General features: G+C 36.2%; 18 protein-coding genes. 10 read left to right on the top strand and 8 right to left on the bottom strand.

Annotated features, from left to right (window positions below):
• Positions 1–166: 166 nt before the first annotated feature.
• From F981_RS06275 to F981_RS06265, 3 genes are read left to right on the top strand one after another with little or no spacing between them, the layout of a single operon-like run.
• On the top strand, positions 167–1,321 hold the full coding sequence (locus tag F981_RS06275; RefSeq protein ID WP_004719663.1) for a hypothetical protein: 1,155 nt from the start codon (positions 167–169) through the stop codon (positions 1,319–1,321).
• 9 nt (positions 1,322–1,330) lie between these two features.
• Positions 1,331–2,197 (top strand): hydroxyethylthiazole kinase, encoded by an 867-nt coding sequence (gene thiM / locus F981_RS06270; RefSeq protein WP_004719662.1) that lies wholly within the window; start codon positions 1,331–1,333, stop codon positions 2,195–2,197.
• 60 nt (positions 2,198–2,257) lie between these two features.
• Positions 2,258–2,878, top strand: a complete 621-nt coding sequence (locus F981_RS06265) for a DUF4240 domain-containing protein (RefSeq protein WP_004719659.1) — start codon at positions 2,258–2,260, stop codon at positions 2,876–2,878.
• Positions 2,879–2,916: 38 nt separating this feature from the next.
• On the opposite strand, the gene F981_RS06260 is transcribed toward F981_RS06265, so the two are convergent.
• From F981_RS06260 to aceI, 6 genes are all read right to left on the bottom strand, one after another.
• On the bottom strand, positions 2,917–3,300 hold the full coding sequence (locus F981_RS06260) for a 5-carboxymethyl-2-hydroxymuconate Delta-isomerase (protein ID WP_004719658.1): 384 nt from the start codon (positions 3,298–3,300) through the stop codon (positions 2,917–2,919).
• Positions 3,301–3,843: 543 nt separating this feature from the next.
• Entirely contained in the window at positions 3,844–5,298 is a 1,455-nt protein-coding gene (locus F981_RS06255; protein ID WP_004719656.1) for a SulP family inorganic anion transporter, read from the bottom strand.
• A 397-nt stretch (positions 5,299–5,695) separates the two neighbouring features.
• Positions 5,696–5,923: a hypothetical protein gene (locus F981_RS06250; protein WP_004719654.1), complete on the bottom strand. Its 228-nt coding sequence runs from the start codon at positions 5,921–5,923 to the stop codon at positions 5,696–5,698.
• 208 nt (positions 5,924–6,131) lie between these two features.
• On the bottom strand, positions 6,132–7,847 hold the full coding sequence (locus tag F981_RS06240; protein ID WP_004719652.1) for an AAA family ATPase: 1,716 nt from the start codon (positions 7,845–7,847) through the stop codon (positions 6,132–6,134).
• A 131-nt stretch (positions 7,848–7,978) separates the two neighbouring features.
• Entirely contained in the window at positions 7,979–10,048 is a 2,070-nt protein-coding gene (locus F981_RS06235) for a hypothetical protein (RefSeq protein ID WP_004719651.1), read from the bottom strand.
• Between the two features lie 907 nt (positions 10,049–10,955).
• Positions 10,956–11,381, bottom strand: a complete 426-nt coding sequence (gene aceI / locus F981_RS06230; protein ID WP_004719649.1) for a chlorhexidine efflux PACE transporter AceI — start codon at positions 11,379–11,381, stop codon at positions 10,956–10,958.
• Between the two features lie 147 nt (positions 11,382–11,528).
• Between aceI and aceR the strand changes: the two genes are divergently transcribed.
• From aceR to F981_RS06210, 4 genes are all read left to right on the top strand, one after another.
• A complete protein-coding gene (gene aceR / locus F981_RS06225) occupies positions 11,529–12,419 on the top strand; it encodes an HTH-type transcriptional regulator AceR (RefSeq protein ID WP_004719646.1) in 891 nt (296 codons plus the stop codon).
• Positions 12,420–12,507: 88 nt separating this feature from the next.
• Positions 12,508–13,491: a transaldolase gene (gene tal, locus F981_RS06220; protein WP_004719645.1), complete on the top strand. Its 984-nt coding sequence runs from the start codon at positions 12,508–12,510 to the stop codon at positions 13,489–13,491.
• A 149-nt stretch (positions 13,492–13,640) separates the two neighbouring features.
• Positions 13,641–14,294, top strand: a complete 654-nt coding sequence (gene leuE / locus F981_RS06215) for a leucine efflux protein LeuE (RefSeq protein WP_004719643.1) — start codon at positions 13,641–13,643, stop codon at positions 14,292–14,294.
• 289 nt (positions 14,295–14,583) lie between these two features.
• Entirely contained in the window at positions 14,584–15,756 is a 1,173-nt protein-coding gene (locus F981_RS06210) for a benzoate/H(+) symporter BenE family transporter (protein ID WP_004719641.1), read from the top strand.
• A 349-nt stretch (positions 15,757–16,105) separates the two neighbouring features.
• Here F981_RS06210 and map read toward each other — a convergent pair whose 3' ends face one another.
• Entirely contained in the window at positions 16,106–16,900 is a 795-nt protein-coding gene (map, locus tag F981_RS06205; RefSeq protein WP_004719639.1) for a type I methionyl aminopeptidase, read from the bottom strand.
• A gap of 335 nt (positions 16,901–17,235) precedes the next feature.
• Between map and brnQ the strand changes: the two genes are divergently transcribed.
• Positions 17,236–18,528, top strand: a complete 1,293-nt coding sequence (gene brnQ, locus F981_RS06200; protein WP_004719637.1) for a branched-chain amino acid transport system II carrier protein — start codon at positions 17,236–17,238, stop codon at positions 18,526–18,528.
• A gap of 644 nt (positions 18,529–19,172) precedes the next feature.
• Positions 19,173–19,409, top strand: a complete 237-nt coding sequence (locus tag F981_RS06195; RefSeq protein ID WP_004719635.1) for a hypothetical protein — start codon at positions 19,173–19,175, stop codon at positions 19,407–19,409.
• Between the two features lie 53 nt (positions 19,410–19,462).
• Here the strand turns inward: F981_RS06195 and F981_RS06190 are convergent, their stop codons facing one another.
• Positions 19,463–19,921, bottom strand: coding sequence for a hypothetical protein (locus tag F981_RS06190; protein WP_004719633.1), 459 nt, complete (start codon positions 19,919–19,921; stop codon positions 19,463–19,465).
• Between the two features lie 126 nt (positions 19,922–20,047).
• Here F981_RS06190 and F981_RS06185 point away from each other — a divergent pair, with 126 nt between their 5' ends.
• Positions 20,048–20,905 carry an alpha/beta hydrolase family protein gene (locus F981_RS06185; RefSeq protein ID WP_004719631.1) on the top strand — a complete coding sequence of 286 codons (858 nt, stop codon included), beginning with the start codon at positions 20,048–20,050 and terminating at the stop codon, positions 20,903–20,905.
• Positions 20,906–21,006: the final 101 nt, after the last annotated feature.

The following is a 21,006-nucleotide window of genomic DNA, read 5'->3' as shown; positions in this document are numbered from 1 at the left end:
GATTCGCTCGTTGAGATTTAGTCTTTGAATATCATTGAATAATCATACAATGGGTTCAATCATCATTGAATTGTATATTTTATAAAACATTCATTTTAAGCAATCAGCTTTCATCTATATAGATGTGTATAATGAAAAGTCCTTAATAATTTATATATTTATCTCTATGCTTCAAATTCTGCAAAAACAGCTGGATGAAAGTACATTTTGCCCACTTTGTCAGGCAAGTATGTATTATGTTGAAGCTGAAGAATTTGAGAAAGAAGTGAGTTTTCACCAATGTAGCCATTGCAATCATCAAGTTTTTCAAAACAATCAACGCAACTGTCATTGTGAAACATGCCAAAGCAAACGGCGTAAACTGATTAAAGAAACTCGCTTGCAAGAAACCCGTAAGCTAAAGAAAAAAGATAATTTTGAATTAGGTTTAGACCAGCTCAGTTTTTTACATAAATTATTTTTACTGAGTATTTTAGACAATCAGGTGCATGAAAATACCAACCATCAAGAGTTTATTGATTGGGAAGTGATTAAATATCATCCCATTACCCCCAATTACTATTTTCAAAGTCAACTTCTCAATCAACTGATTAAAGACAATGTTTTTGTTGCCAAAGATTTTAGTGATGATGCACATCAATACTATATCAATGTTCGTTTGGATGGTTATTCCGAACCGAGTATGTTTAGTATCGCAACACAACTACGCCATTGGTTCTATGAAAATCTAAGCCAAGGTATCCCATTTAAAACATCCGAAGAAGTCAAAAATGCACTCTATGTTGTGCTGTATCAAGAAATTGTACAGTTTACCCAACATTATTGTCGCACGTGGGGTATCCAGATTTCGGGCAATAAAAACTTCCAAATCTTCTGTTATCACCTACTCGACACATTAGCCGTTGGGCAAATTTTCTATCTCATTCAAACTGCGCTTGAATATTTATATCAAAAAAAGGCGCTACAAGTTCGTAACGAAAACTTTATTAATACCAATATTCTCAAAAAAACAGTGCAACAATATCGAGAACGCGCAATTGCAGAAAAATGGGAAACCTCAACCCTGCCACGTCCACCGAATATTCCATTAAGTAGGATGAGTGAAATACTGTTTTATCGGTTTTTAGGCTACGATGAAGGTATCTTCTTTCAACCTGTGTGGAAATCTTGGAAAAAGATTGAACCACGCTTAAATTTCTATTCGCAAAAGCGCTGTATGTATTGTGGCTCAAACGAATTAACGGTTGAGTATGATGCACAAAATTATGTGACATTATTTTGTCGCAGTTGCAAACACCAAGACCACTACTTTACTCAGTAAGGAGCATTTATGAATCATCCTGAAAATATTACACATTCTCAAACGGATCAACTTCATACCCACACTGATGTCATTTTACAAAAAGTTGTGGATGCTTGGACTGAGTTACAAACTCAACAGCCCTTAGTCCAGTGTATCACCAACAGTGTTGCAGCAAATTATGCTGCCAATGTCTTATTGGCTGCTGGGGCTTCACCTGCAATGATTGATAACCCATTTGAGGCGGAAAGCTTTGCTTCTATTGCTGCGGCATTAAGTATCAATGTGGGAACACCAACCTCTGAACAAATGCAGGCCATGCAAATTTCAGCACAAACTGTAGCAAGTAAAAATACACCGTGGGTGCTCGACCCTGTTGGTTATGGTGCATTTCTCAAATGGCGCAGTGAAATGGTCGATCAATTGATTTTGCTCAAACCAACTGTTATTCGTGGTAATGCCTCAGAGATCAGTGCACTTGCAGGCAATCAAGTTGAATCCAAAGGTGTAGACAGTACTGTATCAAGCAATGAAGTGTATTTACAGGCTTTAGCACTTTTAACCCATACCGAATGTGTTGCAATTTCTGGTGAATCTGACTTTATTCTATCTAAAGAATTTAATAGTGTGATTCAGGTCAATGGTGGAAGCTTTTTACAGCCGAAAGTCACTGCAACAGGTTGCGCTTTAGGCGCATTAATTGCAGCTTATAGTGCAGTCACAACAGCCACGATTGCAACAATCTCTGCACATATCCATTTTGCGATTGCAGGAAAATTAGCTTTTGAAAAAGCCCAAGCTGTTGGAAGCTTTAATGTCGCATTTTTAGATGAAATATATCAAATGAGTGCAGATAAAATTTGGCAATATGCAGACATAGAAGTCTTAAGTCTTTAGACTAAACAGATAAACTTGCTTTTTAGCATTAAAATTAAGCTTAAACCGATGGAATCACTGATGTCATTACGAGAAGAAGAAAAATTGTTTTGGGATGCAATAGACCAGTCGAACCACAACAAAGATGCTCACTGGTCTGATTATGATATTGACCAGCATTTACAAGATCTTGTGCAATATTTATCTCAATTAGATAAACAACAACTGATTACTTTTGAAAAAACACTCCAGCTCAAACTCTCACAACTCTATAGCGCTGAAATCGCAGAACTCTCGACAATTTTAGAATCTGATTTTACTGAAAAAGATGGTATTTTCAATTTCGATGCCTATTTATCTGATGATGGTTTTATTTATTTTAGATGTTGGTTAATCCTCAAAGGCAAGGAATTCTTTGATGACATACAAGAAGATATTCAAAACTTTGTTAGCGGGAAATATAGTTTTGATATAGGCGACACTTGGGCTGAGGGTCTACTCTATGTTGCTGATGAAGCATATAGCGTCCATCATGAAAATGAAGAAGAGTCTGAGATTCGTGATGCGGTATATTTACAACATCCAGAACATCACTATGATTTTGCGGCGGGCGAGATTGAAAGAGATTTACTCAATGGTGTTGAGTTACAAGCGCGATATCCAAAACTGGTTAAAGCAATATGCGAACTCAGAAATGAATAAGTAAAAGATTGGGGCCTATCTTTTAAGCCCCAAGTTGATTATTTTTGCACGAAAACTTTTTTATAAATTTCTCGTGGCATTTCAGCAAACTCTACACAGAGCTGAATTTCTAAACCCTGTGCAGAATAATCTTCAAATGACTGTAAAAATTGCGATAAATTTTCAGTCATTAAGTCTTTTTGTGGTTCAGTACGACCACTTAGACCTTGTAAACGTACGAAAATAAATGCTTGATTACTCTGCTCGCCACTTTCATCCCCAAAGCCAATCAAATAATCCGAAACTGATTGAATACGGGATTTAATATCATGTGCTTGCCCCACTAAACCTGTATCAAACAGTGCATGATTTAAGCCCAACATCAATTTCTTTTTATCTAAATTTTGAATATTGTCAGAATAATCAATAAACATTTGTGGCATGGTATTAACCGTTTGAAAGCACTAGATATTGATAAGAATTATAGCATTAACATATAAAAAAACTGTAAAATTAACACTAAATTAGCATTTTAGCGCTTAGATTTATGAGAACTGTAAAAGAAAAAGCAAGTCATAGAGGTGTTATTTTTTTTAGCTTACTTTTAGCTCTACAAATTTACTTCCAAATACTAAATTTTCTAAATAATAAGGAATTCGAGATAAATCAAATACTAATCTATATTTCGTTGATTTTAATCTGTAAATATTACTTTAAGTTTGAATCTTTTTTAAAAGCTAGACATTGGGCTTAAGTTAACATCTTAACTATTTCAAACATTTTATTTTTTTACACTACATTGATTATATTTTTCAGCTGTATCACTGTTCCACAAGCTAAAACCATTCTCTCTTGCTAATTTTAGTTTTAGCATTTGTGGCATATATCCCATAAATGAATCTTAGCTAATTCATATTACGAAGTACTTGCATAATTAAGATTATACCGATTTTAGAGACTCTACATAAATATAGAGTCTCCTTAATTTAAATTCTGGCATGTGTGCCATACTTATCGATCATAATTGAACTCGCTTCATTTAAACCACGTACTGTGACGTTGATTCCATTCTTACGAAATTTGCTTACAACAGAATCCAACATCGCAACAGATGTGACATCCCAAATATGGGAGTGAGTCAAATCGATAATGACATCTGAAATTTTCTCTTTGAAGTCAAAACTTTGCATAAATTTTTCAGAAGAGCTAAAGAAAATCTGACCGCTTAAATCATATAAACGTGCTGATCCTTCAAAAGCAGACTTCACCTGAATATCATCTTCTAATTTAATGGCAAGAAATAGCGCTGAAAGCAAAACGCCACTGAGTACACCTAATGCGAGGTTATGAGTAGCCACGACCACTATGACGGTCACGATCATCACAGCATTACTACTTTTAGGATTTGCTTTAAAGCTAGTTAGAGAACGCCATTCAAAGGTACTAATAGAGACCATAATCATTACAGCAACCAATGCAGCCATTGGAATCACTTTGAGCCAGTCACTAATAAACACAACAAGAATAAGAAGAAAAATACCCGCTGAGAATGTTGATAAGCGAGAAAAACCGCCTGATTTCACATTAATCATAGATTGACCGATCATTGCGCAACCCGCCATTCCTCCCATAAAACCAGATGCAATATTCGCGATTCCTTGCCCTTTGCATTCCTGATATTTATCACTTGGTGTATCAGTCATTTCATCCACGATCGTCGCTGTCATCATAGATTCAAGTAAACCAACTGCCGCTAATGCGAATGAATACGGCAAGATAATTTTCAATGTTTCAACATTCAAAGGGATGTCTGGAAGTAAAAATATTGGAAGCGTATCAGGCAAAGCCCCCATATCCCCAACTGTTCGCACATCAAATCCAAGACTCATTGCCAATATCGTAATTGCAATAATACACACAAGCGGTGAAGGCAGTATTTTTCCTAATTTTGGAATGAGCGGAAATAAATAAATGATTACCAAACCTAATGCAACCAAAGCATAAACATGCCACGTCACATTCACAAATTCAGGCAACTGAGCCATCAAAATTAAGATAGCTAAAGCATTCACAAAGCCAATCACTACAGATTTAGAAACAAACCGCATTAACTTCGCTAACTTCAAATAGCCTGCAAATATTTGAATCACACCCGTTAAAATTGTTGCAGCAAGTAAATATTCAAGGCCATGCTCTTTTACTAAAGTGACCATAAGCAATGCCATAGCGCCTGTTGCTGCCGAAATCATTGCTGGCCGTCCCCCAACAAACGAAATCACGACGGCGATACAAAATGATGCATATAAACCCACTTTTGGATCTACACCAGCAATAATTGAAAAAGCGATAGCTTCGGGGATGAGTGCAAGCCCCACAACAAGTCCAGCAAGCACATCCCCACGGATGTTAGAGAACCATTGTTCTCGGATATTAGATAACATAAATAGCGCCTATTTTTTTGATTTTTTGATAGGCTAGTGATGTGATATACGACACACAAACGACTACACCACATCACTAGACAGTGATGAGTTATTTACAAATTAGAAGAGGTAAATAAACTTAAGGTGGCGTAAGTGTCATAAAAAAGCGCTGGTTTTGAAGGAAGTTAAAGTGCGAGTATAGCATCCAAATTTACTACACAGCTATACGATGCTGAAATTCACTTTAATTTTAGAATATGAATAACCATGAGATGAAACATTTCTGGACTAGGGCGCTTTATGGTTCTTTATCTCATTCAAAGCACGACATCTATTGTATTCTATTGATAGACCTTAACAAAATCATCAATAAGCATCTGTGTTAATGCATTCTTTTTCACTTAAAACGATTGAATCATAAGATCTGAGATGCAACAGTAGCATTGATCACCAATTCTAGATTTTCAAAATCATCAAATTGCTCAAACTCAAAATCAATCTTGATTTTCGCAATCACTTTTAGATAACCGTCACGACTTTCAATAAATGCCAATTGGTATAAATCGACAGGATTATGGATACTTTTAATGGTAAAACACCCATTAAATGCATCACATTCATTTTCATCAAAAACCAACGTCAACCAAGCAAATCTTTTAAAAATGGATATGGTAGCTCCAACCCTTCAAAAGAAATATTTGAATCTATCAATTCATGCGCATAATAAAATGGGCACAACTGAAAGCAGAGATTATAACTATTAGAATATTTGCATTTAGACAAAATAGCTAAACGTGGACTTAATAACTTTTTCTCAAATTTAGCCATTAATTCATCACTAAAAACATCTATCACTCAACAAATAACAATGCCAAACGTACCTGATCATAGCCCATTTTGGGACTGGTTAAATCAACGATTGGACGCAATTTAATCGCACCATCATCATTAAAATGACTTGGATCTTGGCGTTTCTTTAATTTTTTATAAATTACACGAATTTTTTCTACAACTTCTTCACCGGGATTTGCAATCGAGATATCTAAACCTTGTTCTCGATGTAAACGAGCCAAATGATTGATAATCGTCGCAGGAGTTAATCCACGTTCAACCGCAATATCCTGAATCTCATAGCCACTTTCAAACAATTCACGTGTTTCATCAAGTGTTGCCGAAGCATAATTGGTTTTACCACTATTACGCGCCAGCTTCTTTTCATTACGTTCAATTTCAGTGGTATTTAACGTCCCGCCACAATGACGAATAAAGGCATTGTGCTGTGTGGTTAAGTCTGAATCTGCATAATGCACTTCGGCTTCATTGGATAACTCTTGAAAACGGCGATCTGCTTTAATTGCAAGACTATCCAGTTCCAACGCCTGATCATTAAAACCCAATAATCTTAAACCCTGAATCGATTTAAGCCGGGATAAAGCCACATAACCCTGACCTTTTTCAAAGGTATGGCTTAAGTTGATTTCCGCGGCTTCCAAGGTCATCCCTTGTGATTTATGAATAGTAATCGCCCAAGCTAACCGTAATGGCACTTGTTGTAGACTGGCGATGGTTTTACCACCTTCATTGTCAACAGACCATGTTTCTGGCGCAACCAACAAGGTTGTACCATCGGTCATTTTGACTTTAGGTAACATTCCTAGTTCATCGTCTTCTTCAAAACCAATAACTTCACCTAAACTACCGTTGATATAGCCCATATCGAAGTTATTTTTAACGAACATAACTTTGGCATGCTTTTTAAGCGTCAACTCATCAGGTGCACGTACAGAAGATTTCAATGTTTCAATCAGCTTTTCATTACCATCTGTCACCGCTACAAATTGATAATCATCCCCTTCAATCGCATTGAGATGCTGAAAGTTGATGCTATCCACGTCCATATTGTGGGTATATAAACGCGTGTAGGTATCGCCAATGTCTTGATTACGGGTATCTTGTAGCGCTTGAATATGCTGTGGCTGAATATTCTGGGCACGAATCGCATTGAGTACATCATTCAATGCCGAATCATCTTGACGATGCTGCTCTGTCAGGTAGCAAACACGAAATTTTGCTTCAACCCAAGCGGTTGACATAAAACAAAATTTATCTCGATTTAGTTCGCTATTTTTTCCTACAGGCGGCAGCTGAAAAAAGTCTCCGGCTGCAATCACTTGAATACCACCGAAAGCATCATCAGATTCTTTAAAATATTTTAAAACTTGATTGACCAAATTAAGCTGTTTGGCATGTAACATTGAAATTTCATCAATGATCAAGACTTGGGCATTTTCTAAATGCTCTTTTAAGTATTTACGCTCTTTCATACGCTTTAAATCATCATCAGTCAGCGTATCTTTAATCCCAATGCCTGCCCAAGTATGAATCGTCATGCCATTCATATGTGTTGCTGCAATCCCCGTAGATGCTGTAATTGCAACAGGGACTTTGCGTGCTTTTAAATAATTGATGTACTGATTAAGCGTATAGGTTTTTCCTGCACCAGCAGATCCAGTCAAAAAGACATTTTCACCCGCTTTCATAAGTTTGAGTGCAGTTTCTTGTTTCATAACAGCCTTGAATTACCTAAACAGGATGGGACGGCTATAGCCTAACGATTTTTGCATAAAAAGTTAAGCCAAATGCATCATGAAAAGTGAATTAAAGCCAAGTCGCTCACTCAAAAATGATCTGCGTCAAACTATAAATTCCCCAATTCTTCATTGGGTTGAATACTGCTTTTCCATTTTAAATGCTGATTTACATCATCAATAAAAGCTTGAGCTTTCAATATATAAAACTCATCAGGAATATGATTGTTGGGTAAACGCAATTGATCAAAGACCAAACGTCCTAATTTATAATAACAACCCAAAGTCATTTCCTGAGTCGCATCATCAACTTTCGATACATGAAATGCTACATATTCACGATCTACAATCCGTGCACAATAGGACAATGCCAAACAGTGTTTAAACACCAACGACTCTTGAATAATTCGTTTTAGGCTATTCAGTTCTTCATAGCACCACTCTTCAAAATAAATCTTTTGCATTGGTGCAACGCGATCCCAATGCTCTACATCTATTTTTTCTTTAAGTGTTGATAAGGTATCAACAAAATAATGATGTTGATGCCAACGCTGTGCTTGTTGATATAGACCAGACCAAGTGACATTCCGCTCTATATCGTGATGATCATTAAATAAATGCATCACATAGTCCAAAACAAAGCTGTCGTAAATACTATGGTTAGATGCACGACCAATCTGCATGTGTTTCAGTTTTTTACGGAAATCATCGACTGTTATATTGTGCTTTTGCAACTGAATAAAAAATTCAGCATGTTGTTGTCGTTGCGGATCAATAAACTTAATCAGTTGCGTGGGCAAGCCCTGAGCAATGTGTTGTACAAACAGCATAAATGCTTGAATGATACGATTTATCTTAAGGTATATTTTTTTATACATCTGTGGTTGATCCGCCAACATCAACGCAGCGAAATCCAACCATTCTTCGATATATAAATAAGAATTAGAAATTATTTTCTTATTCGATTTATTTTCAATCTCTGTTTTTAAAAAACTATAACGATTGTTCTTTTGGTGATTTTGCCATTCATTTGTAATTGCAAAGGAATGACATTCAATTAAAAATAGCCGCGCTACAATATTTTTAAAATACTTTAAAACACTTATAGTGACTTCAGGATAAATCTTTGAAGTATCAATCAGACTTAATGCTGTGATCGTGATCCTGACATTGGGATCCTTTATATGTCGACTAATCCAATCATTGACCTGTTCATCTTGTTTAAATAGCCAATTTGCAGTGCGCTTAAGGCTACAAATTGGAAATTGTGGAACTTGATCCTGTTCCCAATATTCAGCATCTTTTTGTAAAAAGTGCTGCTTGCTCAATAAATCCTGATATTGCCAAAAGCCCCGTTTCATATATTTTGCATAAGCAAGCATTTGCGGTTGTTCTTGAGCATGTACAGCCAGTAATTGATAACTTGCAAAATACTGACTGAGTTCGTGTAAGCGTAATGATTCTGGGTGGAAAATCTTTAAAATACGCAAATAATGCGCTGGAATAAACTGATCTAAAGAAAAAATGGCCTGTTGAAATTTAGGTACCAATGACTGAATCGGTAAAAACTCTTGACCCAATACAGAATTAATCAGCACTAAATGCTTAATATTAATTTCAACACTTAAAGGGATTGCTTTACCATATTTAGCAAAATCAGAAACATAGGCATAATCAAAATATTCATAGTGCAGCAAAATTTGATCAATACGTTCTGCATCTACTTCACTAATATTATATAAATACTGCTCTACCCGATTTTCACCATCCACCCACTCAAAAACCTGTTCAATCAGTGTTTGGCGAATGATTTGGGCTTTGGTCTTTAAATCAGTCAGATGTATCTCATGATATTTTGTTGTATAAAAATAAATATTTTCAGAGAAATATTGAACAAAACGATTGATATTGATTTTATTTTCTAAAGAACGCGGTAACTTTTCAAAATTTAAATCAAAAATTAAACCCTTTTCTTCATCAAAATAGATATTGAGTAACTGATTTGCCAGACTGAATTTATGCTGTTGTGGATCAAACTGGAAAAAGTTGTGCGCAGTAATCTCGGACAAATAGTCAAATTGATCAAGATAAATCTTATTTAAATTTGCTGAAACCTGAAGTAATTCTTGAGCAGCAAGCTGGTGTCTATGTGGCAGCTGCTCCTGAACTGTCTGCACCATATTTGCCTCAATCCATCTCTTACATATATTGAATTTATTAGGGTCTGTTGCCACTTCTTCTATGTTTGCGACAACGAGTTTTTTTAGACGATTCGAGGCACGAAATACGAAATTTAGTCAGCTAAATGAGTAGTTCGTAACGACGTAGCGACAAAAAAACTCTAGTCCCGAAGGGTTGTGGTTAAAATTATCTCAGTCTGTGTTATGAAACTCGAAAATAGTCTCGCTCTTCTCTTCGTTTCATGCCTTGCCTGCTCAATTTTAGCCTACAACGCAAGCCATTTATGAAATGTTAACAGACCCTATTGTAGGCGAACAATTTTACAAAACAAATTGAATTCAATTATCTTTTGCAAAAGTTTGTTTAAACTGAGCTGTGATCGTGTAACGGGTTTTTATTTTATTGATTATGTTTTACCTAGTTTTTATTCCTTATAGTCAAACCACCTAATTATTTATACAAGTGACTTCTATCAAGCAACTGATCATAAATGAAGCTTATGTTTTTATATGAACTTTGAGTAACAATTGGTTATCAATTCATTTTTGTACTTTTGAATCATAGATGGTGATCCTATAGTGGGGCGACAGGGATGTCGCCGTTGGGCGGGGGTAAAGGACGTACCCCTCGCCAAACATGAGCAAAAACAAAGCATAGCTTTGTTTGCAGCGCAAGGTTTGGAATCTCTTACGAAAAGTGAGGCATCGCCTACGCAAAGGCATTTAAACTTTGAATGTAAGGTGTGGCATTGCAGTTTTTTATAATCAAACAAATTTTCCAGAAAATTGATTTAATTAAATTTTTATAAAAAAGCTCCCCTTAGTTTTCAATAAAACTAAGGGGAGCTTTATCGCAACACATCTGAAATTTTCACTAAAATTTAAAATAAATGCATTGCAGGCTTAATTAAGAATGTACAGGTTTTGCCCCCATACGCTCTTCAATCAAGTCATAACACCATTGGAAAATAAAGGTATACACCAAAATACAGGTGGTCATTCCGAAATCCAATAAAATTGCTTGCCACAAAGACATATCCATTGCGTAAGCAACCATTGGAATCGTGGCTAACATCAAACCACCCTCAAAACCAATGGCATGTAGAATACGTACACCAATGGTACGTTTAAGCTTTCTCTTACGTTCAAATTGCTCAAAGAAATGGTTAAACACCATATTCCAAACCACTGAAGTCACGGCCATTGCAACACCTAATACGCCGGTAACTTCCATTGGCACTTCAAAAATAAAACTTAATGCAATCGCTATGATCACCAACAGGATGACTTCATAGCTTAATGCATGAATAATCCTTCTTTTGGAAATCATCATTTAAAACTACTCTTTCTTGATTCGATGGTTGCATTATATTTTTATAATATTGATCAATCGAGTCAGGTTCTTTCAATTTTATTGAAAGGTTGCGTGAATTGGAGTAAATTTAATGACTGAAAAACTAAACATAATGGTGCCAAGCGCATGAATATCAACCAAGAACAACTCACCATCTTTAAAACGGTGATGGAAACAGGTTCATTTTCAGCAGCAGCACGACAGCTTGGCAAAGTTCCCTCCGCTGTCAGTATGTCTATCGCCAACTTGGAAATAGACTTAAATCTAAAACTCTTTAATCGTGTAGGGCGGGAACCAATACCCACACCTCAAGCTCAACGCTTATATGAAAAAACTGAACAACTGCTGGTAGAAATGAATCAGTGGAAACAACAAGCGATTGCGCTTAGCGAAGGCTTGGAATCCTCATTAAATATCGTGGTGGTTTCAGAATTATTGCATACAGACTGGGCTGAATACATTGCACTGCTGGGAGAGCACTTTCCAACTTTAGAAATTAATATCTTCTCAGCACCACAAGAAGATGCGCTGAAAATGCTGATGAATCAGACGGCACAACTGGCATTGATGTTTGAACGTGAAATACTTGAAAGCCGTGAGCAATTTGTCGAATTTAAAAAAGAAGCCTTGGTTCCTGTTTCAGCTATTCATCACCCATTATCAGCACATAAACAAGTTACTTTTGAACAAATCCTACAATCCAGACAAATTGTCGTGGCAAGTCGTGATCGAACCATTAAACCCGAATTACTCTATTCTAAAAACTATTGGCGGACAGACAATCACCACTCAGCATGTGCTTTAATTTTAAAAGAACTGGGTTGGGGGGTACTTCCCTTAGAAATGTTTAATGAAAATCCAGAGCTCAAACATAAGTTAAAAATCTTAGATTTGCTCGATTTCACACCAAAATTTGAATATTTTGTCGACTTAGTCTGGAGTCGTGAGAGCAACTTAGGCTCAGCTGCTCGTTTTTTGATTAATTACATTCGAAATCAAAGAATTCATACAAAATAATAGGCCTTTCAGTACATTTTCCTGTTTTGCTCAAATCGCATTGTGTTATAAATAAATCACAAATATTTTAACTAAGAAATAATCGGTAATGACACAATCTGCATTAGATCAATTAAAACGCTTAACCACTATCGTTGCTGATACAGGTGATTTAAACGCAATTCAACAATTTCGCCCTTTGGATGCAACGACTAACCCTTCACTCATTACAGCAGCAGCACAACAGCCTGAAAGTCGTGAGCTAATTGAAGATGCCTATGCTCAAGCAAAAAAAGAAGGTTATGAATTAGATGCACTCGTCGAACGCACCATCGATATTCTCACCGTCAAATTGGGTGTCGAAATTTTAAATGTTGTAGAAGGTCGTGTTTCAACAGAAGTGGATGCAGCCCTTTCCTATAATACCGAAGAAACCATTGCCAAGGCTAAAGAGCTACTTGCATTGTATAAAGAATATGGGATCGACCAAGACCGTATTTTGATCAAGATTGCCTCTACATGGGAAGGTATTCAGGCAGCGAAAGTACTTGAAGCAGAAGGTATTCATTGTAACTTAACCCTGCTTTTTGGTTTACACCAAGCCAAAGCCTGTGCAGATGCCAATGTTACTTTGATTTCTCCATTTGTCGGTCGTATTTTAGATTGGTTTAAAAAAGCTGAAAATGTAGAAAGCTATCCAATTGAGAAAGATCCAGGCGTATTGTCTGTTAAACAAATTTATCATTACTACAAGCAACATCAAATCAAAACTGAAGTGATGGGCGCAAGCTTCCGTAGCATTGACCAAGTTTTAGGTTTAGCAGGTTGCGACCTTTTAACCGTTGCACCGGGTCTGCTTGAAAAATTGAACAATGATCAACGTCATGTTGTTTCTCAACTCAGCTTAGACACTGATCAGACTGCTCAAGAACATCAAGAGATCTCTAAAGCAGAATTTAAACAACAATTGGAAGCTGATTTAATGGCATTCCAATTATTGCAAAGCGGGATTGACGGTTTTATCAAAGCGCGTGAACAACTTGCATTATTATTGCGTCAATCTTTTGGCCTAGATGCTGATTTTATTGACTAATCTATGTATTTAGAATGATTTATATAAATCTAAATTGTAGATGCGCTTTTGGTTAAAATTGCACTAAAATCGCTCACACTCTAAAGCCGAGTTTGTTATCATAAACACTCGGCTTTTTTATTTCGCTTTTCTTATACAGTGAGAATGTTGTGTTTGGTATTACCGATATTGTGACATATATACTAGGGACTATTTTTATCGTCATTTTACCCGGTCCTAACTCATTGTATGTGATGTCAATTGCCTCTCGATTTGGAATTAAAACGGGCTATATCGGTGCTTTAGGCGTATTTACAGGAGATTTAATCCTGATTCTCTGCACTGTTTTAGGTGCTGCCTCTCTACTACATGCCTTTCCTTGGTTATTTATCATTCTCAAAGTTGTTGGTGCAAGCTATCTGTCTTATCTCGGTATTCGTTTACTGATCGCAAGTATCAAAACTTGGCAGAGCAAACCACAAACGCTACAAACAAATACATCGAATACTGCAACTAACAAACAATTCCACCCATTTCGAACAGCGCTAACCATTAGCTTACTCAACCCAAAAGCAATTTTATTTTATCTCTCGTTCTTTGTTCAGTTTGTTGACCCTGATTACCCTTACCCTGCTTTAAGCTTTGCAGCACTTTCAGTGATTCTGCAAATCATCAGTATGAGTTATTTGACGATCTTGATCTTCTCAGGCGTTAAACTCGCCACTTTTTTTAATACACGCTACAAAATTGCTGCAGGTTGTGTTGCTTGTGTAGGCTTACTGTTCTGTGCTTTTGGAATAAAGCTTGCTGTTTCAACGATGTAAGCTGCTTTAGCTAAATAAATCTCCCGATTAAAGCATTCTTTTTGGATCGTTCTTTTGGATAAACTGCGCTTTCTATTCAAGGCAATATCTAATCTTTATAAGTAAGTATAAATTACTTTCAACTAAAACAGTTCTAGATTAAAAAAGCCAAATTCTCCCAAAATGAGAATTTATTCAATTTTATTTTTCCTTTTGCTATTTAATTCCAATTAACCCTATAAGCTTTAAAATGATCCATGTATGATGGTTGCATTTTCAACCATTCAATCAAATTTAAAAGCAAGGGATCATGCAAAAGTTACTCCAAGACTTCTCTATACCTGCTGTATTTGCAGGTTTCATTACCTTCTTAATTGGTATCAGTGTTTCGGCTGTACTCGTCATACAAGCGGCTCAATTACTTGGCGCAAACCCTGAACAAATTACCTCTTGGTTTTGGGCACTCGGTTTAGGTATAGGTCTTTCAGGATTAATTCTTTCTTGGAAATTCAAATATCCTGTTGCCACCTCATGGTCAACCGCTGCACTTGCACTCATCATTGCCACTGCCAGCGGCTATTCACTCTATGAAGCCATTGGTGCTTTCTTAGTGAGTGGTTTACTGACCGCCACACTAGGCTTTTTAGGCATATTTGAAAAAATTATTTCGTATATTCCCCAGAGTTTGACCAGTGCCATGCTGGCAGGTGTATTACTCAAGTTTGGTATTGCTCTATTTGCCAGTATGCAAAACGACTGGGCATTTATTCTTAGCCTCTTGGCGGTTTATATCATCACTAAACGGCTATGGGCACGTTATTGTATTGTGATTACCGTGATCGCTGGAATCACCATTTGTCCATTTTTTATGGAGTTTCATGTTCCAACCTTACAGTGGGGATTGGCAAAACCAGTATGGATGACACCTGAGTTCACATGGTCTGCAATTCTCGGATTGGCACTGCCTTTATTTGTAATCAATATGGCATCTCAGTATTTACCGGGGATTGCGATGATTAAAAGTTATGGCTATAAACCCCATGTTAACCAACTTATTGGTTGGACTGGTACAGCGCAGACTTTGCTTGCACCATTTGGCTGTTATACCGTGAATATTGCGGCAATCAGTGCTGCTGTCAGTCTGGATGACCAAGTTCACCCAGACCCTGCAAAGCGTTATATTGCTGGCATTAGCTGTGGTTTCTTTTATATTTTGATGGGGCTATTTGCGGCAACATTGACAAGTCTATTGATGTCTTTTCCACATCTTTTTATCGTGGCATTAGCGGGGATCGCCTTGTTTGGTACGATTAGCCATAATATTGCGATTGCATTTCATGAAGTCAAAGATCGTGAAGCCGCACTGCTCACCTTTTTATTCAGTGCATCAGGTGTTCAGTTTTTTGGTATTGGTTCCGCTTTTTGGGGACTACTATTTGGCTTCGCTGTTTCATTTATTTTAAACTTTAAACTTAAAAAATAGCATTTTGATCAATAAGATGAATGGAGGCTCATTCATCTTATTTTAAATTTTCAATCGTCGAATCAAAGCAAATCGAGAAGCGATAGACAAAAAAAAGCTTACCCTAGGATGGGTAAGCTAGAAAGCTTGAAACAACAATAGAAACTACAGCGAGAATCTGGAAGCTATCTTAGCGATTGGTTAATATTTAAACCAATACTTAAAAACACTTATTGGATATTTCTCAACCGAAAACATCCCCTAAAAGAACCACATTTCCAGCAAATAAAGTGAGAAAAATCTCATTTTCAAAGATAAAAAAACAATAAATCGCCGATCATAATTCATTCATTAGACCAAAGTCTAAAGATTAAATCTCAGGGTAGCTGCCAGTGCCTTCAGGCCAAGGTGTAAGCAATTCAAAGCCTGTATCTGTAACAGCAACCATATGTTCCCATTGTGCTGACAGTGACTTATCTGCAGTAACCACAGTCCAGCCATCTTTCAACTCTTTGACACTGGATTTCCCCGCATTAATCATTGGTTCAATGGTAAAAACCATACCCTTTTTAAGCACTAAGCCCTGTCCGGGTTGACCATAATGTAATACGTTAGGTTGCTCATGATAAATCTTACCAATCCCATGACCACAATATTCACGAACGATCGTATAACCTTCACGTTGCCCAACTTGTTGGATCGCATGGCCAATATCCCCGAGTGTTGCACCGGGTTTGACCATATGAATCCCAGCCACCATTGCCTCATAAGTCGTTTCAACCAGTCTTTTCGCTTCAGGTTTAACTGTACCCACATAGTACATACGGCTGGTATCACCAAAATAACCATCTTTGATAATCGCAACATCTATATTGATAATATCACCATCATTTAAAACCTTGTGTTTTGATGGGATACCGTGACAGACCACTTCATTTGGAGAAATACAGGTGGTTTTGGTATAACCATAATATCCAATATTTGCAGGTATCACTTTCAGCGTATTGACAATAAAATCATTGCAAATATCGTCTAAATACTCAGTCGTCACCCCTGGCTCCACATATTCACCAATCATTGCTAAAACTTGAGCAGCTAAACGCCCCGACACTCTTAATTTTTCAAGGTCTTGTTCGGTTTTAATGGTGACTGTAGAAGCTTTCATTGGATCTGTCCGCAAAAGTGAAAAAATATTATATGCCTTTTCAATACATTTAGGGCAATTTACCGCCTATCTTATTCAATAAAAATGCAAAATCAAACACATAAATTTTAGAATAAGTATAATCTTTCCATATGATGATTTTATCTATTCTATATTTTTTGAAAATTTTGATTTTTTCAATTTTTGAAAATTAACTGTGAATCATCCACATAAATATAATCAATATGACTAATTGGTTAAAATTTATAAAAAACGGGAATATTATCCATAAAATAAAATACAAAAAATAAGCTATTTCTACTAAAATCGCTGTTTTGCTTTTTCAACCACAGTTTATGACTAATCTCCGTACAAAGGATATTATTGCTTTAGGTTTTATGACCTTTGCCTTATTTATTGGGGCAGGTAATATTATTTTTCCACCCATTGTTGCTCAACAAGCCGGTGAACATGTATGGCTCGCAGCGCTAGGTTTTCTAGTCACAGCTGTAGGCTTACCTGTTATTACCATTATGGCACTTTCTAAAACTGAAGGTTCTATTGCGATTTTAAGCTCGCCTTTAGGTAAAGTTGCAAGTTTAATATTGACTGTAGTGTGTTATCTCTCGGTTGGGCCATTATTTGCTACACCTCGTACTGCAACTGTTTCTTATGAAATTGGTTTTTCCTCATACTTTGGAAATGGTGGTACAGCATTATTCATTTATAGCGTTATCTATTTTGCATTTGTGACTTTAGTTTCTCTTTATCCAAATAAATTATTGGATACAGTGGGTCATATTCTTGCGCCGCTAAAAATTATTGCACTGGCAATTTTAGGTATTGCAGCATTTCTGATCCCGACTGGTTCAATTTCTCCTGCGATCAACAATTACGCTACCAGCCCTGTTTCTGAAGGTTTTGTAAATGGTTATTTAACCATGGACACTTTAGGCGCTTTGGTTTTCGGTATTGTGATTATCCACGCTATCCACTCTCGTGGTGTCACAGATAAAAAGCTCGTAACCAAATATGCCATTATTGCAAGTTTGATTTCTGGTGTAGGTTTAACGCTGGTTTATCTCAGCTTATTTAAACTTGGTTTAGGCAGTCATGATGCTGCTCCAAATGCTGAAAATGGCGCAGTGATCCTGCATGCTTATGTTCAACATGCTTTTGGTGACTTAGGCTCTTTATTCCTGACAGCTTTGATTTTTATTGCATGTATGGTTACTGCGATTGGTTTAACCTGCGCATGTGCTGAATACTTCTCTGAACTGACAAAAATTCCATATAAAGTTTTAGTGGTTATTTTGGTGTTGTTTTCATTGGTGATTTCAAATCTAGGTTTAACCAAACTGATTGCTTTTTCAGTTCCCGTACTCAGTGCAATTTACCCACCCGCAATTGTGGTCATTCTATTGAGCTTCTTTTGGGGTAAATTCAATAACCCAACCACGGTTATCGCACCTGTTACTGGCGTTGCATTTTTATTTGGTCTTATTGAAGGAATTAAAGTCACAAGCTTTAAAGACAGCTTACCTTTGATGATTCAAAACTTACCGTTAAATGAACAGAATCTTGCATGGGTGATCCCATCATTGATCGTGTTAATCATCTGTGTCGTAATTGATAAAGTTAAAAAATAAAGCTTTTTAATTATCATCCTTAAAATTTGATTTTACCCAAATCTTATTTTAACAGTGATCAATAATTGTCATGTTTACCCCACAGGCCGTTATTGTTTGCGACACAATTTTTAAAGCGTTGTTTGATCCATCTTAGTGCTTCAAACATGTGATCAATGCACCTGAATAGATCAAATCAAGCTTTGCGCTATGTATAAAAAACATTTGGCTAAAAATACTAAAACTTAATTTTAATTCAACAAAGATAAATTCAGTCGCGTTGTTGCTTTTTTTGAATGAGTGAACCGTTCTCCATGCCAAAATTGAATTATTTTGAAAAAATAGTCATTTTTTTCGATTTTTGCATAAATATTGCATAATTTTTATCAACTTTAGTCGAAAATACTTTCAAGACCTATTCAGTTATTGTATTTTATTTTGATAACTAGCTCACACTACTTCAACAACAATTACATCATTTATCAAAAAAATCACTTATATTTTCTTTTTTTATAAAATAATCATCACTTGTAATAAATATGTCATAATTATTTTGAATAATAGAGCTATTTGCTCTTGAAATAATAATTAGATATGGTACAACTGAATAAACCAATCCAGACTAAAACAATGTGGTTTTTGTCGAGCAGACAGGAGGAATGGGGATGTTATCAATACATTTCAATAAGCAAGTCTTCATTAATTCTTTGAAGACAAATACAAAACTGGTCATCTATCTAAGTACAACACTTGCACTTTTAGTGACTCTGTTTATTCATGGACTCATTCAAGGCAATTTAAAACCTGAATTTTTTGCCTATGCATTAGTCGTTTCTGCTGCCTTCTATGTTTGGGATGTAGTCGACCATAAATCTCGTAAACTCGCGAAGATTACAGAATAAAAGATGGATGCCATGCATCCATCTTAAATAAGAAAATCATAAAAATTTAAGTATTAAAACAAAGTATTAAACATTCCTAGTAATAATCCTCCAGTCGCAACAATCTCCCCGAGTACCAATAACAGCATTGCTATACGTAACAATATTTTCGGTAAGTGCATTGTTCCTAATTGGTGCGGCTCTTTGAATTGATTTGTCGTATCTTTTAAAAAACCATGCAAAACATAACTGGCAATTGAAAAGCTAAAAAAGAATAAATTAATCAAGACAAATATTAAATTTGTGGTTTCTGTCCAGCTTGAACAATAGGCCATCACCGCTAAAATCAAAGTAGCTGGAGCATAAAGCAAGCTACTGCGATGTGCGATATCGACATAATAATGAGCTCGAGCCATTTCTGATCGACTAATTTGGTAATATTTCCAAACCCCTGTTAGCATACCCACCCATAGATAAATCCCACTAAATATTAAAGCTAACTTTACCGACAAACTTAAACACACTAAATCCATTTAAAACATCCTAATTCCAACAGCTTAAAATATTTATATTACCTTTGACTCATAAGTCATACTTTCATCAAGTTTCTTTTTAGAACTTATGTAAAGTAATCATTAAAGCATACCCATTGAATTGTCATGAATACATTTGAAAATTTAACCATAACTTGTGCAGATAGCTATAGCTTAACTGCACGTTTTTATCCGGCAAAACAATCAACCCATCAATTGCCTATTTTGGTTTGTCCTGCAACAGGTATTACCCAAGGTTTCTATCATCATTTTATAGAATGGCTTGCCCAACAAGGTTCAGATGTGCTGGTCTTCGATTTTCGTGGTATAGGTGAGTCCTTACATGGTCCTATTCGTCAGTCCACTGTAAGTATCCAAGACTGGGGACAACTGGATATTCCTGCTGCTATTGAAACATTGCTGAATAAAACAGGCAAAGAACAAGTCATACTCTTAGGTCATAGTGCTGGAGGACAATTACTAGGCATTGTTTCTAATTACAAGAAAGTGGCACAAGTGATTGCAATTTCAGGCTCTACAGGACATGTAAAAGGACTTAAAGGGCGAACCAAACGTATGGCGCCTGTCATGTTTAAAATGATCTTCCCTGTTTCAAGCTTAGTCAAAGGCTATGGCGCAACCAAGTTTTTAGGCATGGGAGAAAATTTACCCAAAAATGTTGCAAAACAATGGGCTGAATTTTGCAGTAAACCCGGTTATGTGATGAACGCTATAGGTAAAACGATTTTCGAGGACTATCACAACGAAATTCAATGCCCAATTACTGTGTATTGGTCATCGGATGATGAGATCGCCACTGAAGCCAATGTCAAAGACTTACTTCGCTTGTATCCAAAAGCCACCACAGAAATGATAGAGCTTAAACCGAAAGATACAGGTCATAAAGCCATTGGTCATATGTTAATGTTTAAGAAGTCACATCAAAATTTATGGCCAACAATGGCACAAAATATTTTAAATTAATTTTTAGTTTTAAATACTTAGATAAGTAATCCTATCTAAGTGCTCTTTTTATTCAAAAAAAATGCCTCATTAATGAGGCATTTTTTTTAGTTTTTTATATC

Origin of the sequence: Acinetobacter guillouiae CIP 63.46 (assembly GCF_000368145.1) — a bacterium.
GTDB lineage: Bacteria > Pseudomonadota > Gammaproteobacteria > Pseudomonadales > Moraxellaceae > Acinetobacter > Acinetobacter guillouiae.
Note: the sequence above shows the minus strand (reverse complement) of the source record. Positions and strands in the feature narration are given on the sequence as shown.